13 protein-coding genes and 3 pseudogenes are annotated in these 16,146 nt (G+C 38.6%); 10 read left to right on the top strand and 6 right to left on the bottom strand.

What is annotated here, in order from left to right:
- From L647_RS0109625 to L647_RS01000000123955, 3 genes and pseudogenes are all read left to right on the top strand, one after another.
- A partial coding sequence (locus L647_RS0109625; protein WP_024610951.1) for a methyl-accepting chemotaxis protein occupies positions 1-509 on the top strand: 509 nt, incomplete at its 5' end.
- Positions 510-642: 133 nt separating this feature from the next.
- Positions 643-2,814 carry a TonB-dependent receptor gene (locus tag L647_RS0109620; RefSeq protein ID WP_024610950.1) on the top strand — a complete coding sequence of 724 codons (2,172 nt, stop codon included), beginning with the start codon at positions 643-645 and terminating at the stop codon, positions 2,812-2,814.
- A 215-nt stretch (positions 2,815-3,029) separates the two neighbouring features.
- Positions 3,030-3,991 (top strand): annotated as a pseudogene (locus L647_RS01000000123955) (TDT family transporter).
- A 2-nt stretch (positions 3,992-3,993) separates the two neighbouring features.
- On the opposite strand, the gene L647_RS0109610 reads toward L647_RS01000000123955, so the two are convergent.
- On the bottom strand, positions 3,994-4,185 hold the full coding sequence (locus tag L647_RS0109610; RefSeq protein ID WP_024610949.1) for a DUF2986 domain-containing protein: 192 nt from the start codon (positions 4,183-4,185) through the stop codon (positions 3,994-3,996).
- Positions 4,186-4,322: 137 nt separating this feature from the next.
- Between L647_RS0109610 and L647_RS0109605 the strand changes: the two genes are divergently transcribed.
- Positions 4,323-5,810, top strand: coding sequence for a dipeptidase (locus L647_RS0109605; protein WP_024610948.1), 1,488 nt, complete (start codon positions 4,323-4,325; stop codon positions 5,808-5,810).
- 53 nt (positions 5,811-5,863) lie between these two features.
- On the opposite strand, the gene L647_RS0109600 is transcribed toward L647_RS0109605, so the two are convergent.
- Complete coding sequence (locus L647_RS0109600) at positions 5,864-6,640, bottom strand: EAL domain-containing protein (protein WP_024610947.1); 777 nt, start codon at positions 6,638-6,640, stop codon at positions 5,864-5,866.
- Positions 6,641-6,859: 219 nt separating this feature from the next.
- On the opposite strand from L647_RS0109600, the gene L647_RS0109595 reads away from it, so the two are divergent.
- On the top strand, positions 6,860-7,045 hold the full coding sequence (locus L647_RS0109595; protein ID WP_024610946.1) for a 2TM domain-containing protein: 186 nt from the start codon (positions 6,860-6,862) through the stop codon (positions 7,043-7,045).
- An 80-nt stretch (positions 7,046-7,125) separates the two neighbouring features.
- Here the strand turns inward: L647_RS0109595 and L647_RS0109590 are convergent, their stop codons facing one another.
- The 3 genes and pseudogenes from L647_RS0109590 to L647_RS01000000123950 form a co-directional block, all read right to left on the bottom strand.
- A complete protein-coding gene (locus L647_RS0109590) occupies positions 7,126-7,563 on the bottom strand; it encodes an OsmC family protein (RefSeq protein WP_024610945.1) in 438 nt (145 codons plus the stop codon).
- A gap of 129 nt (positions 7,564-7,692) precedes the next feature.
- Entirely contained in the window at positions 7,693-7,827 is a 135-nt protein-coding gene (locus L647_RS1000000125280) for a DUF2256 domain-containing protein (RefSeq protein WP_076917050.1), read from the bottom strand.
- Between the two features lie 2 nt (positions 7,828-7,829).
- Positions 7,830-9,355 (bottom strand): annotated as a pseudogene (locus tag L647_RS01000000123950) (deoxyribodipyrimidine photo-lyase).
- Between the two features lie 116 nt (positions 9,356-9,471).
- Between L647_RS01000000123950 and L647_RS0109575 the strand changes: the two are divergent.
- The 5 genes and pseudogenes from L647_RS0109575 (at position 9,472) to L647_RS0109555 (ending at position 14,732) form a co-directional block, all read left to right on the top strand.
- Positions 9,472-10,080: a flavin reductase family protein gene (locus L647_RS0109575; protein ID WP_024610944.1), complete on the top strand. Its 609-nt coding sequence runs from the start codon at positions 9,472-9,474 to the stop codon at positions 10,078-10,080.
- 298 nt (positions 10,081-10,378) lie between these two features.
- Positions 10,379-11,979 (top strand): annotated as a pseudogene (locus tag L647_RS0109570) (YHYH protein).
- Positions 11,980-11,988: 9 nt separating this feature from the next.
- Positions 11,989-12,519: a hypothetical protein gene (locus L647_RS0109565; RefSeq protein WP_024610943.1), complete on the top strand. Its 531-nt coding sequence runs from the start codon at positions 11,989-11,991 to the stop codon at positions 12,517-12,519.
- The gene (locus tag L647_RS0109560) at positions 12,519-13,964 is read left to right on the top strand and encodes an ATP-binding protein (protein WP_024610942.1); all 1,446 of its coding nucleotides are present in this window, start codon (positions 12,519-12,521) and stop codon (positions 13,962-13,964) included. The genes L647_RS0109565 and L647_RS0109560 overlap by 1 nt, the downstream gene beginning before the upstream one ends.
- Before the next feature lie 93 nt (positions 13,965-14,057).
- Complete coding sequence (locus L647_RS0109555) at positions 14,058-14,732, top strand: response regulator (RefSeq protein WP_024610941.1); 675 nt, start codon at positions 14,058-14,060, stop codon at positions 14,730-14,732.
- 72 nt (positions 14,733-14,804) lie between these two features.
- On the opposite strand, the gene L647_RS0109550 is transcribed toward L647_RS0109555, so the two are convergent.
- The gene (locus L647_RS0109550; protein ID WP_024610940.1) at positions 14,805-15,662 is read right to left on the bottom strand and encodes a PA4780 family RIO1-like protein kinase; all 858 of its coding nucleotides are present in this window, start codon (positions 15,660-15,662) and stop codon (positions 14,805-14,807) included.
- Positions 15,663-16,146 lie beyond the last annotated feature (484 nt).

The following is a 16,146-nucleotide window of genomic DNA, read 5'->3' as shown; positions in this document are numbered from 1 at the left end:
AAGCCGCTGCAATCGCACACGAATCGGCCGTTTCTACAGTAGAAACAGCTAAAAAAGGATCTGAAATACTGCAAAGATCCATAGCAAACTCCGACGCAATTGTAAGCCAAGTACTTAAATCGGTAGATTTAATAAAAGACCTTAATGAGCAATCTGCTGTAATAGGCTCTATTGTTTCTACAATTAGTAGCATTGCAGATCAAACTAATTTATTGGCACTTAATGCAGCCATAGAGGCTGCACGTGCTGGTGAATACGGTCGAGGTTTTGCGGTAGTAGCAGATGAAGTAAGGCAACTTGCAGCCAGTACGAGTCGTTCTACTAATGAAATAGCAACGGTTGTTAAAAATAACCAAGAGTTAACTAATGATATATCAAAGCAAATAACGTCAGTTTCAGATTCATCAAAGCAAGGAAGAGAGCTTATTGCTAATGTATCTGAGGTCATTAAAGAGATTGAACGCGGAGCAGATATTGTTTCTCAAACGGTCGCTAAGTTAAATGCTTAATTTATTATATGACCTTTTAGATTAAACACACCTAACAACATTCTAAATTGATAAAGTGCGACAATATGTCGCGCTTTTGCTTTTGCAACTCATTATATAATTACGCCAATTATTACAGTGGCATAAATTAACAATGGTTTATAAAAGCAAAACTCAAAAAACATATTTACTAACGCCTGTCGCACTTTTTATTAGCGGTGTGCTATCTCCTTTTGCATTTGCCGACGATACGTCTTTAGAAGTGATTGAAGTACACGGACATGCTCAAAATAAGCATTTAGCACTTGGTTCGTCAGAATCGTTATTAAGTGATTTAGGTGTCGACTTTTCAGCAGCGGGCGGCGTATCTAACCTACCTATTTTAAATGGTTTAATGGGCGACAGAGTTAAAGTGTTAGTTGATGGTGCAGATGTAACCGCTGCATGCGCTAATCATATGAACCCGCCACTTTCGTATATCTCGGCTAATCAAATTACGTCTTACAATGTGGTTGCAGGCGTGTCGCCAGTAAGCGCGGGCGGCGATAATATTGCTGGTGTAATAAGCGTTAATTCTATTTCACCGCAGTATAGCGATAGCAATGAATTAGGTTGGCACTCAGGTTATGTGTCAGCAAAGTACAGTAGCGTTGATAACGGACGTAAACTTGGCGTTGGTGCACGTTTAGCAAGTGACACGTTTAGCCTTAATTATCAGGGTTCGTTTAGTGACGCAGATAGTTATGAAGACGGTAACGGCGATGTAGTATTAGATACATTGTATCGAGCACAAAATCATAGTTTAACCGCAGCTATGCGCGATGATAAACAGCAATTAGTTATAAAGCTAACGCATCAAAAAATCCCGTATCAGGGATTTGCAAATCAGTATATGGATATGACCGATAACACCAGTTACGGTGCAATAGCTCAATACAAGCGTTCCTTTGAAAACAGCGAACTTGAAGGGCAAGTTAACTGGCATAGTGTAAAGCACGAAATGGGTTTTTTCAGTGAAGAAAAAACAGGCATGATGCGAATGAAAACCGATGCACAAGATATAAGTACGCAGCTTAAATGGCGTATCGCGCTTGATAAAAACAGCAGCATTTTAATCGGTCAAGAATATTACAATTACAGCATTGATGATTGGTGGCCAGGTATTGAAGGCTCAACCATGATGGGACCAGACGATTACGTAAATATAAATAACGGTAAACGAGAACGAATAGCTGCATTTGCAGAATTTGAGAGCCAAGTAAATACAAAGTTATGGTTAAACGCAGGCGTACGCATTGAAAGTATTAATACCCACGTTGGAGAGGTTCAATCTTACAACGATGGTATGAGCATGACGGATATGGACGATATGAGCGACATGAGTAGTATGGAAAGTATGACCATGAGCGATACGGATACGTCTACAGATAATACCATTGCTGCTGAGAATTTTAATGCTGGCGACAGAGATAAAACCGACACTATAGTTGATGCTAACTTATTAATTAACTACCAAATAACAAATTATGATGAGCTGCAACTTGGTCTTGCCCGTAAAAACCGAGCGCCTAATTTATACGAGCGATACAGTTGGGGTGTAAGCACCATGGCAACCACCATGATTGGTTGGTATGGCGATGGTAATGGCTATATTGGTAACCCTGATTTAGACGTTGAAACAGCGCATACAATAAGTGCTACTTATATTAAATCGGCTAAAGATGACCGCTGGCGATTAAGCACCAATGTTTGGTATACAGATGTGAGTGACTATATTGATGCTGATATTGTAAGAAGCTTCAATAGTTATGACTTGGACAATACAGCGCGTAACATTTTTCAGTTTACTAATGTAGATGCTATTTTGTATGGTGCAAAAATAGATTTAACAGCCAACATTTATGAATCTAAGCAATTAGGTAACTGGCAGTTACACGCTAATGTTACTAATACGAGAGGCAAGCGCGACGATACTAACCAGCCGCTTTATCAAATTAAACCACTGCAAACCCAGCTAGGTATTAGCCAGCAAATAGGTCGATTTGACAATACATTATCTTGGCAGTGGGTAGATACTAAAAGCCGTGTAGATAATAATCGTTTTGAAAACCAAACAGACAGCTACAGCCTGGTTAATTTAAGCTCTAAAGCCACATGGGATTCATTAACGCTAAGCGCAGAAGTGAGTAACGTGTTTGATGAGTACTACCAACTCCCGCTAGGGGGGGTAAGTATTGCGGCACTTAAACAAGATAGCAGCAACGGGTTTGAACAACTTGCAGGGCAGGGGCGTTCATTTAATGTAAGCGTTAGTTACGCGTTTTAATTAACCTCATATTCAAATTTAAAATAAAGCAAAAGCCATAACCACGTTATGGCTTTTTTTGCGCTTTAATAATTAAGCCGTAAACTTATTTTTATGAAATGTTTGTACGCAAAAAGCGTTCTATTAAACACGCTTGTATTAATTTTACAGCGTTATTTTAAGGCAATGCAGTAAAAAGCAGTAACTTGTTCATCACCCAATGATTAGGAAATACAGTGTTTAAGCAATTTAAAAATAAAGTGATGGGTGCGCCAACGGCCATGGCCGGTTTAGCTTTGGGTATTGCTAGTATGGGATGGACATGGGAAAACGTTTTTAATTTAAACTCCCAAGGGCAATTTTTGGGAGCGGTACTAGCTGGGTATTACTTTTACTTTTGGCCGCTAAGTTTTTACTGCACCCTCACTTATTAAAAGCCGATTTAGCACACCCAGTTGCAGGAAGTGTGATCCCTACATTTGCAATGGCTAATCTTGTTATTTCAAACTCAATTGGGCAATTTAACCCATTGGCTGGTGATATTATGTGGGTTTTAGCTTTTGTGCTGCATCTCACATTTTTGGTGAGCTTTTTATACCAGCGAGCAAAAAAGTTTAATTTTGAAGATATGGCGCCTAGCTGGTTTGTGCCACCAGTGGGGATAATTATTGCAGACATTACTTTTTCGGGAAGTCCGACATTAGCGTGGTTAGCTTATAGTGCGTTAGTTATTGGTATATCAACATACGCTATAATGCTGCCAATTATGTTTTATCGCTTTTTATTAGCATTAAAAAGTGACTACGAAATACAGCCAACACTTGCCATTTTAGCAGCGCCTGCCAGTTTAACATTAGCGGGATATTTTCATATTGTAGCTAATCCATCACTCTTTATAGTGGGCGCATTATTTATATTAGCGATAATAAAAACACTGATTGTTTATGTGTTATTTATAAAGTTATTACGCAGACCTTTTACGCCTAGCTACGCTGCCTTTACGTTTCCAATGGTTATTGGGGCAACTGCATTATTTAAAATGGCTGATTGGATGCAAAGTATAAACCTCGCAATACCATATGTAGATGCAGTTAATTACTTAGCTACGTTTGAACTTATAGTTGCCACGGCAGTAGTATGTTATGTAAGCGGTCGGTACTTTTGTCACTTTAAATTATCAAAACAACAGGTAACGTAAAGTTACTCTTGGATTACCTGTGGCTCATTACTTTCTTGTTCAGCTAGTTTTTCGCGCTCAGCTTTTGACACATAAGACGGTTTATTGCCTTTGTGCAATTTAGCGTTAGTGCGTTTATCTTTCTTTTGAAATTTAGTGACGATTTTTTTACGACGGTTCACAATTAAATACCCTGTTAATTTTAAGTCGCGCATTATACAGCCATCCTTATAAAAGCTGCTATATAAATATTCAGCTTAAGTTACCTGTGTGTTTAGCGTAAAGAGCTATAAGTAAGCGCTTCATAGCGTTATAATTACCGCTCTTAGTTATTAATTAAATGGGAATTGTTTTGAAAAAGTTAGCTTTAGCCAGTATTGCTTTATTTGCGTTTGGTGCTCATGCGCAGTTAAATAAAAATATTGATAGCGTTGCCGATTACGCAGTAAATACCTACCAAAATGCTCAAATACACACACTTACTAACTTAGTGGCTTTTCCGACCGTTAATAAGAGCGATATTGCCGCTCCTCAAAATCCCGATTTTATTGGGTTTAAAGCACTTTTAAAAATGAAAGCCGCAGAGCTTGGTTTTGACTATCAAGATTTAGGTTACACCGTATTAATAGGTATGGGCGAGCAAAGCGAAAAAGTAACGGTAGTAACGCACGGCGACGTGCAACCTGCTAATGCTAGCAAGTGGAAACAAAGCCCTTTTATTATTGATACGTCTGAACCTGGTAAATTAGTTGGTCGTGGTACTGAGGACGATAAAGGCGCAATAGCGACAGCGCTTTACGCCATGAAGGCAATTAAAGATAAAGGCATAACGCTTAATAACCGTATTGAGCTGATGATTTATCTTGCTGAGGAGTCTGATTGGGGTCCGCTAACTAAATTCATGAAAACGTATGAGCAACCTAAATATGCAGTAACGATTGATGCATCATACCCTGTAGTAGTTGCCGAGAAAGGCTGGAGCTTAATTGCTCCTACCTTTAATGCAACATCACCACAAACGGGTTTATATGTAAAGGATGTAACTGGCGGTGCGTTTAGAAGTCAAATTCCAGAAGACGCCAGTTTAGTACTTCACAATGCAGACGCTGCACTTATTAATACATTAAAAGTAAAAGCTAAAACATTAAATAAAGTTGAGTTTAACTTTAGTGAAAAAAGTGATGGCTTAGCAATAAGTGTTAAAGGTATGTCGGCGCATTCATCAGAGCCGGAGTCGGGTATAAATGCGATTGCGTATTTAGCTGAGTTATTTAAAGGCGTGGAGCTTGAAAATAACAGTGACGGCGAGCTAATCGACTTTGTGAATCAGTTAATTGGTTTAGATATTCACGGTAAACAGTTTGGCGAAATAGCCTATAAGCACGACTTTATGGGTCCGATGACAGTGGCACCAACCGTTATAGAGCGCGATGGTAATGCGCTAACACTTGCTGTAAATGCACGTCGCCCTATGGGTAAAGACGAAGCTGTATTACAAAAGCAAATTGATGATGCGCTTGCTAATTGGCAAGCCACTAACAATGTAACGCTTGCCAACATAGAAACAATTATTGGCACACCGATGCTGCTTGATAGCGCGCCGCATGCACAAAAGCTGCTTGATATTTTCAAGCATTTTACGGGCGACGAAAAAGCTGACTTTGTATCAATTGGTGGTGGCACTAACGCAAAGCTGTTTGATAACGCGGTATCGTTTGGTCCTTCAATGCCAGGTAAACGCTACACAGGTCACTCAGAGCATGAATTTATGACCATTGAGCAACTTAAGCTTAATTTACGTATGTACACAGCAATGATGATAGAGCTAGGTAATATGTAGTTTAAGCCTTACTTAAATTCAATAAGGTTTTAATAAATAATAGGTGTTGAGTATTAATCAGCACCTATGTCCTCAAAATTTACTTCAGGCAAGTTTTCAAAGCTTGGTTTGGCAAATAAATACCCTTGCATAAGCTCAACACCTGCGTTTTTAAGCCATGTATATTCTTGTACTGTTTCAATCCCTTCAGCCAGTGCGGTAATGTTTAAATCGCGAAACATATTTAAGCAATGAGTTACTATTAATTGGCGTTTTTTGTCGTTGCTTATATCGCGTATGAGCGCCATATCAAGCTTAATAATATCTGTTTGAAAGTCAGCCAGTAGATTTAAACCAGAATAACCTGCACCAAAGTCATCGGTGGCGGTTTTAAATCCGAGAGACTGATAGTAATCAACAACGCGCTTTATGTGTGCGGTGTCTTCTATTTTTTCTACTTCGGTAAATTCAAACATAATATTTTGAATTGGGAAGTTATACTTTTTTGCCGCTTCTAGTGTGGTGCGTATACATCGCTCAGGTTTATAAATAGCATTAGGTAAAAAGTTAATGCTTAGCATTGATGTTATGCCCAGCTTTGAGGCTAGTTGAATGGCTTTAATACGACAAAGCTGATCAAATGCATAGCGGTTGTCTTCATTCACTTTTGAAATAATAGAATAAGCAGACTCGCCATTTAAACCTCTAACCAGCGCTTCATAGCCATAAATGAGGTTAGTTTTACAGTTTATAATTGGTTGAAAAGCCATTGAAAAATCAAATTCGAGATCGTTAGCATCAGCACAGTTATTACACGTAACTTTTTCGCAATCTTTTGATTTTTCGCTCATTTAGCTCATCCTCTTATGTTTATTTGTTTAAGGTTAGTTGAGATTAGATCCTAACACAAATAGATTAAAGTATTGTTTTTTATGTTTTTATACATAATAAGTTACTATTTATTTAAATGGAAAGTGATGACTAATGTCAGATCACTTAGTGACATTTAGCAGGTGTGTATGTTGCTTATTAAAACAATAATAGCGACATACATTACTTGGAGAGTATAAATGAGCAATACAGTGACATTAGGCAAAAAAATTAAAGCATATTTACTTATTTTAACTTTGCTAAGCGTTATAAATTTACTAACTTCGCCTAGTTATATATGGGTAGTATGGCCAGCAATTGGGATAGGAATAGGGCTTGTAGTAAGTACTTTGAGCTGGAATAAACCTAAAAATAATTCTTTATAATAAGCAAGCCAAGTAATTACTTGGCTTTTTTAGTAAGGAACTGTCTAAATAGTTGAATCTAAATAGTTAAGTCTAAATAGTTAAAATGCTGATTGAAGTGTCGCATCTAGTGATATTTCGGTATTTAAGAGCTTGGAAATAGGGCAGTTCTTTTTGGTTTGTTCACATAATGCTTGAAACTGCTCATTTTGAATATCATCAATACGCGCTTTTACCTCAAGGGCAATATGCGTCACCGAAAAACCATCATCTACTTCATCAAGGCTTACAGTGGCTTTAGTATCAATTTTATCTGCGGTAAAGCCTGCATCACCTAATGCAAGCGAAAGCGCCATGCTAAAACATGCACTGTGCGCTGCACCCACTAATTCTTCAGGGTTTGAGCCTGCCTCATCTTCAAAGCGGGTATTAAAACCATAAGGTTGTTTATCAAGCGCGCCACTTTGAGTTGATATGCTACCTTTACCTGTTTTAATGTCGCCAGACCATGTTGAACTTGCCGTTTTTTTAATAGTCATCATCTTCTCCTTGCTTGAGTGTAAGCTTTTCAGGCTAGTAAGCGTTATTTACAAAATAAGCTTACATAAAGCCTTAAAAGCACTAATTACTGATGATGTTGCAAAATAGACGCCAGTTAATTACCATTTCTATTTATTACGTTTACAGCGCTCTGAGCAGTAAATAACGTTATCCCAGTCGCGCTGCCACTTTTTACGCCACGTAAAAGGTTTATTACAAATGGGGCATATTTTTTGAGGTAAGTTTAGTTTTTTGTGCGCCATACTTACTTAGTCTCACTATTACTTTTAGTATTCGTTTTACTTTTTGTTCGAGTAACTTTTTGAGTACCCCCAACGTGCTTTTTAAGAATCCTCCCTATGGCGCGTTTAACATCGGCTCNCGCTCACGATATTGCCATAAGCGCTCGCGTGCTTCTTTTGAGGCCGCTGTTAAATCAAGCATGGGTTCGGGATAATCCTCCCCTAACTTAAAGTCATTAAAGAGTGCTTCCATCGGAGTTTGCTCCCAAGGCTGATGTAAATATTCAATAGGGAGTTTTTCAAGCTCGGGGCACCACTTTTTAATAAATGAACCGGTTGGGTCTTGATCTTCCGACTGCTTAATTGGGTTGTAATGCCTAATAGTATTAATGCCGGTTACCGAGGCTTGCATTTGAATTTGTGGGTAGTGAATTCCGGGCTCAAAATCTAAAAAGTAATTAGCGAGAGGAAAGCTTGCTTGCTGCCAACTTATATTTAAATGATGCGTGACAAAGCTTACAAGCATGGCGCGCATTCTAAAGTTTATATAACCGGTGGCTTTTAAGCAGCGCATGCAAGCGTCAATAATGGGAATACCTGTTTGACCTTGCGCCCAGCGTTCAATATCGTTTTTCACATGTTCATCATCACGGTACGGAAATACATGATAACCCGGATTAAGGGCTAAAAATTCCATAGAGCATTCGCTCTCAAACTTTTGCATAAAGTGGCAGTGCCAATGCAAGCGCGATACAAACGCTGCTAGTGGGCGTTTCCAGCCTCTTTTATCAGGGTGTTTTGAATGATATTCATCAATTGCCATTTGATACACTTGCCTAAGGCTAATATTCCCCCACGCTAAATACGGGGAAAGCCGAGAGCAATGTGTTTGGCTTAAACTTGGGCTCGATATTCCTTTTTGATAACCTTTTCCACGCTCGGCAAAAAAACTTTGCATTACAGTTCGCGCATGCAGCGGACCGCCTTGTTGAAAGCTGTCGTGATCTTGCGTGTAGGTAGTTGGTAGCGCTGGTGCTTGGTAGTTGTTGAGGGTAATTGTTTTTATGTTTTTCCAATTAGGAACAGCAATAGGTGCTTGCATTGTTTGCTGCCAGCGCTCGTTCCAATTATTACGATTTTTTTTACCGCGAATAACCGCGCCTGTTTGCGACTCTTGCCAATTAATGTGGTTATGCTGGCACCATGCTTTAATAGATTTATCGCGCTCAAAGGTGTTGTTTAAGCCTATTTCTTGATGGCTAAATATATTTACTATTTCAAACTGTGCTTTTAATGACTCAAGTAAGTCGCTCATGTTTAAATTAAATATATAAACACGAGTGTTAAATCGAGCTAGTTGGTTGTTTAAATCAACGATTGACTGGTATACAAAACGCCAATGCCGCTCATTGTAATGTGCGTCTTTAAGTAACAACGGCTCAAAGTTGTAAAGCAATAAGGTAGGTAAGCCATTGCTAAATGCATTTTTTAACGGTTGATGATCGCTAAGGCGTAAATCGCGTTTAAACCATAATATGTTTATTTTCATGTAATTTGTGTATTGCTTTAAATGTAAAATATATTTAGTTTGTTACTAAACTGACACAACTCATACGTAACTAACTCAAATTACGACTTAGTTTTAGATATTAAAAAAGGAAAAACATGTTTTTAGATTTAACTGTAAATAAAGAGCTTAATGTTTATTCGTATTTAGTTGGCGGGATCAGTCCTCGTCCAATTGCATGGATAAGTACATTAAGTAGCGACGGTGTGGCTAATATTGCTCCTTACTCATTTTTTACAGTAGCGAGTTGTAACCCACCAGTATTGAGTGTGACGCAAGTAAATCCACGCGATAAACCAAGTAAAGATACATTAATTAACTTATTAGCGACTAAAGAATGTGTGATTAACATTGTGAGCCATGAGCAGGTTGAAAAAATGAATCAAAGCTGTGCTAATTACCCTAGTGATATTAGTGAGTTTGATGCTGCAAATATAACTAAAATTGATAGCCAAATGGTCGCAGTACCGAGTGTTGCTGATTCAAAAGTACGCTATGAGTGTAAGCTACGTGAAGTTATTACTATTTCAAGCGAGCCAGGTGGCGGACAAATGATGTTGTTAGACATAGTGGGTATTTGTGTTGACGATGAGGTGTTTGTTGACGGTTATATTGACCCAACACTTTTAGATGCGGTAGGTAGAATGGGTGGGGATTACTATGCAACCACTAAAGACAAATTTGTACTTAAACGACCACAAATTTAGGGCGTGTTGATCTTTGTGGATTGAAATTTGTTCAATCTAGGGGCGATTTAATCGCGGCGCGAGGTTTGTAACCTAGTGGGCTAAGTAAAAACCGAGCAACAAAGAGTCAATCGTCCCTAGAAAGAACCCAAAGGGCAGCGCATGTTTGGTCTTTATGCTGCGTTATCGCCTATTTATGGGGAATAACCACACTTCATAGGCTCTGCCTTGCCTAAAAACCAAACATACTGCTGAAAATTCAACCACCAAAGATCAACACGCCCTAGTCTTATGTTTATTCTTCCTTAATTTGTGCACATTGTTTGCACTTTTACTTGTTAAAATATTTTATCAAAAGTTAATGTAAAGGTTCAAACATTGAAAACACTTCTTAAAACAAAAGCCTCTAATGCAACTAAGTTATTTGCGTTAAGTGCGCTTTGTATAGCTTTAAGCGCATGTAACAGCGATTCTACAAGTACTACAACAGACGGCGAAACAGTCAGTAATAGTGCTCCAACGGTTGACGCCGGTATTGACCAAACTGTTAATGCGGGCGATACCGTTTATTTAAGTTCAACAGTTGAAGATGATGGCGAAGTATCTGTTAGCTGGTCACAAACATCAGGCACTACCGTTAGCTTATCTTCAAGTACAGCAACGTCTACTGAGTTTGTTGCACCTGAAGTTTTAACCGATGAAGCACTTGTGTTTGAAATCAGTGCAGATGACGGCACAAACGATGTTGTTGTAGATACAATTACAGTTAATGTTATTGCTTCATCAGACTCAGATAGTGGTGCAGTTGATAATAGTGCAAAACTTACCAGTTGGTTAATCAACAACGATACAACCTCTACTTATATACAAAACAATGGCGCAGTGGTTGAAGATGTTCAATCAGTTGAGGTTGTTACCGTTACTGAGGAAGATGCTGACGTTGAATACATGTATGTGCAAACAACTGACATTCCTAAATATGACGTAACACTTACACAAGACCAAGTAGACACGTTAAATAATCGCCCTCGTGCAGCTTCTGACTTTTATAACGGTGTAACCTCAGCGGAAGTAGGGCAAACAATTTCGTTTGGTGAAGATATAGGTTACAACAGCAGCACTGAAAACTGTAATGACACGGGCGGTGCAGGCTATTGGNCCGACTTATCTGACACCGAAACCTGCGAAACAGGCTTGGGTACAGTTGGCTTAATGGTTAATGGCACCAGTATATTTAACTGGGGCGATGGCATGAGTTACGGTAATAATGTTTGGTATACATTAGCGCCAATTGCTGAGCAATACGATGTTGATGTGTGTGGCGGACATGCTGCTAACGGTGAATATCATCACCATTTTTACACTAGTTGTTTAGCTGATTTACTTGAAGATGATGGCGATGCGCATTCACCTATTTATGGGTTTGCAGCTGATGGTTATCCACTTTATGGTCCTTATGAAAGTAACGGTCAACTTGCATTAAGTGGCTGGGAAATGCGTGATTATGGCGCGTCAGAAAGTGAAGGTGGTTGTGGTACTGAAGGTGAGCGAAGCTGTACTTTAGTCGATCAATACGACGTTAGCCTAGGTACACAAACAAGCGATGCAGGTCCTGCTATTGGTGCAGAAGTGACTACGCTTTCAGGTAATACATTAAATGCTGATGACGGTTATTATTTTGAAGACTTCTACTATGCACAAAAAACAGTAACTGGTGCACAGTTAGATGAGCATAACGGACATAATACAAACGATGGCAAGGGTTATCATTACCATATAACACTAACGCTAGACAGTGATGGTAAATTACAGCCTTCTTTCCCTTATCAAATAGGGCCTCGTTTTAAAGGCCAATTAGCCGATAATTCAATTGGTCGCTGTGATACTGGCGAAACAATGGGTCCACCACCGGGAATGTAAGGAGTTACTATGCGTTATTTTAAATACGCATTGATCCTAACTACTGCTGCGCTATTGAGCTTTAAGCTCTTTGCGCAGCAGGAAATGATGGATCATAGCCATATGCCTATAGCAGTGCCAAGTGATACGCCAATTCCGGCATTAAGCCTTAAGCTATTAAAAGATAGTATGTCGGGTTATAACTTAATTTTAGATACGCAGCGCTATGATTTATCTGTGCCTCCTGAGGGCGCAATGAACATGCAACAAATGATGAGCGTTACTACAAACGATGACACTGGTTTTTTACGAGGTCATGCTCATTTGTATATTAATGGGGTTAAAATACAGCGAATTTACGGACATGCATTACATTTACCCGCTAACTTATTTAAAAGTGGTATAAATACCGTATCGGTTACTTTAAATAATCATGGTCATATGTATTGGACCGCTCAGGGCAAAAAAATAGTTGCTACATTGTATGTTAACGATCAAACCAAAGAGTTTATAACATACCGTTTTGAAAGCTTTCCTAGCAAGGTTGAAAACACGCATTAATGAAGATTCATAATAAACTTTTTTTAATACTATTTAGTTTTACTTTTAGTGTTATTGCAGGGCTGGTGGTACTTATACAGTGGAGTATAGGGCAAGGCGTAATTGATTTTGTTAATGCAAAAGAAGTAAAAGCGCTTGAACCACTTGTTGCGCAGCTGTCAAAACAGTACGAACAGACCCCCTCATGGAAACGTGTTGTTGGCGGTGACGAAAATTTTAGAAAACTTGTTGAATCTCAGCTAGAAAATAGCCAGTTTTTACCTAGGCCACCAGAAGGTCCAGGCCCCAGAGGGGGAATGATGCGACGGCCGCCACCCGATCATATTCGTTTAGGGGGAGAGCGCCGCCTACCACCTGAAAATATTGCTCACTACGCTTTGCTTGATGAAAATAAGCAGCGAGTAGTGGGTAGATACCTCAGCGATTTAAAATATATAACAACCCCAATTACAGTGGGCGATAAAACAGTGGGTTACTTAGCTGTTTCCAAAAGAGATAGCTTGGTTGATGGTTATGAGCTTGATTTTTTACAGCAGCAAACTAACTACTTATGGTTTATTGCTTTAGCTGCGGTATTGCTTACATTGCTAGTTACCTTTTTATTGTCTCGCCACTTAGTTAGCCCGGTAAAGCAAATTGCTAACGGTATGCATCGCTTAACGCAAGGTAATTATGAGACTAAGCTTACGCTTGAGCGAAAAGACGAGTTAGGCCAATTAAGCGAAGATTTTAATATCCTTGCGTTTACACTCGCTAAAGACGAGCAAGTGCGTAAACGCTGGCTTGCCAATATTTCTCACGAGCTTAGAACGCCAATGAGTATTTTGCTCGGTGAGCTTGAAGCTATGCTACTTGGCATACGTGAGCCTAATGCAAAAAACATTAACTCGGCTAACGACGAGGCATTGCATTTAAAACGCTTGATTGATGATTTGCATATGCTTAATAGCGCAGAGTTAGGTGGTATGCATTACACTATGCAACCTACTGATATGGCTTTATTATTAAATACTATTGAGCAAAAATATCAGGTTATACTTGAGCAGCACAATATAAAAATTTACTTACTCAATAGCGCTAAACATATAACGGTACAAGCAGATAAAACCCGACTTTTGCAGCTGCTCGATAATATTTTAATGAACGCGGTGCATTATGCACAATGCACCACTATTTCATTAACGGCTAACAATATAAGCATTAAAGGGCAAACCTACTTAGAGCTTATAATTGAAGATAATGGCGTAGGTGTAGAACAGTCTCATTTATCGCATTTGTTTGAGTATTTATATCGAGTAGATAGTTCGCGTAATCGCCAAGAGGGTGGTTCGGGCTTAGGTTTATCTATTTGCCAGCATATAGTTAAAGGGCATAAAGGTGAAATAGCCGCTGAAAAAGCCACTTTAGGCGGTCTTGCTATTATTATTAGGCTACCAACTATTTAGCTTTAGTTGATTAATATAAAAAATACGTAACTTGAACTTTGTTTGATATGGTATTTTTATCCTAAGTTTGGATTACTAATAACAGAGAACTCTATGAGCGAACAAATACTGATTGTAGAAGATGAAGTAAAGCTAGCTAACTTAATGAGTGACTTTTTAAGTAGCCATCATTTTGTTACTCATCAAATACATCACGGAAATGAAGTATTACCTTGGCTTGAAATTAACAGACCCAGCGTAATTTTGCTCGATATAATGTTACCTGGTCAAAGTGGTATTGAATTGTGTAAAGCAATTAGACAGTTTTCTAATGTGCCTATTATTATGGTATCGGCAAAGGTAGAAGAAATTGATCGCTTGCTTGGCTTAGAGCTCGGTGCAGATGATTATATTTGCAAACCATTTAGTTATGCCGAGCTGGTGGCTCGTGTAAAAGCTATTTTAAGACGCCTTAATAGCGCAGAGCCAAAAGCAACTGTTATGCAACTTGACGAAAGTACCTACACTGTAAAATTTAAAACCAGCTGTATTGAGCTTACTAACTTTGAATTTCAGTTATTTAAACCTTTGTTTAATAACCCAAACCGTATTTATTCGCGAGACAGTTTAATGGATACAATGTACGCCGATCAGCGCATTGTGAGCCACCGCACTATTGATAGTCATATAAAAAAGTTACGTAAAAAACTTGATGAGTTAACTCAAACCGACAGTGTAATTCAATCGGTTTATGGTGTGGGTTATCGCTTTGTTCATCCACAAGGGTAGTGAATAAAAACAAAGCGTTTTAAATTAGCTTATATTTTAGTTAAATTACATAAGCATGATGAGTAACTTAAGTTACTCATCGTCATCTGAGCCGCTAATGCGCGCTAATCGTTCTTGTTCTTCATCAGCTGCTGCTTGAATTTCTTCCAGTATTGCACCAACATCAGCATCTTCACTATCATCTTCAAACTCGCCGGTAAGAGTAGAGTTTGGCGTTAAGTTTGCTTCTTCAAATAATGACCACATTTCTTTAGCATATTGAGTTTGCAGCAGTTCTGGAGCAAATTCACTGTAATAGCGGCGCATATTATTTACATCACGCGTAAACATGGCTTCGGCGCTGTTATTTGCTGAAGCATTAACTGCTTGCGGTAAATCTATAATAACGGGACCTTTATCGTCCACTAATACATTAAACTCTGATAAGTCACCGTGGATAATACCAGCGCAAAGCATAAGCATGATGTAGTGCATCATTAGTTTATGTTGTTCAATAGCTTCTTGTTCGCTTAGTGTTACATGACCAAGTTGCGGTGCTACGTCGCCAGCATCATCAGACACTAACTCCATAAGTAATACACCATCAATGCAACCGTATGTTTCTGGTACACGTACACCGGCATTCGCTAAACGAGATAACGCATCAACTTCGGCATTTTGCCAAATTTCTTCTTCTAATTGACGACCATAACTCGAACGTTTACCCATAGCACGTGCTTGACGACCGCCACGTACTTTTCTGCCTTCTTGATATTGTGCTGCTTTTTTAAAGCTGCGCTTAACAGCATCTTTGTAAACTTTGGCACAACGTATGTGTTCACCACTGCGAACAACAAAAACATCGGCTTCTTTACCGCTCATTAGTCGGCTGATAACTTCATCGATTAGACCGTCATCGACGAGAGGTTGTAGGCGTTTAGGTATTTTCACAGATTGCCTGCTAAGTAGGATTGGTTATTAATCATTATTTTATCGAAAATGCTCTGTATGTGTTTATATAATTGGCTCAAGCAGTATATCAGCTTTAAAGATTAAGGGCAGTAATGCAACTAGAGCAGTTTATAAAATCTATTAAAATATATAAATAGATGAAATTATTGATTTAAGTAATAAAGTTAAAACAATGCTATTCAAATAGCAAAATAATACATGGCTATACGAATAAAAAAGTAAGATTGTTTTAAATTAGGTTATTTATTTTTTATTTCCTCATTATTTGCACATTGTTTGCATTTTTAAAGAGTAATGTTTAGTTACCTAGATTCAAATTGTAAGTGCATAACTTGTTTTGGCTAGATTAAATGGTCAGTTGCTCATAAGCTAACTGCTTTTTCTCCGGCAAGAGATTTTACAATGAGACATTACAAACAACTGACCTATGCGCAAAGATGCCAGATCGCCGTTCTAAAGAAAA

This window comes from Pseudoalteromonas sp. TB64, assembly GCF_000498095.1.
Taxonomy (GTDB): Bacteria; Pseudomonadota; Gammaproteobacteria; order Enterobacterales; family Alteromonadaceae; genus Pseudoalteromonas.
This window is presented reverse-complemented; position numbering and strand designations above follow the sequence as displayed.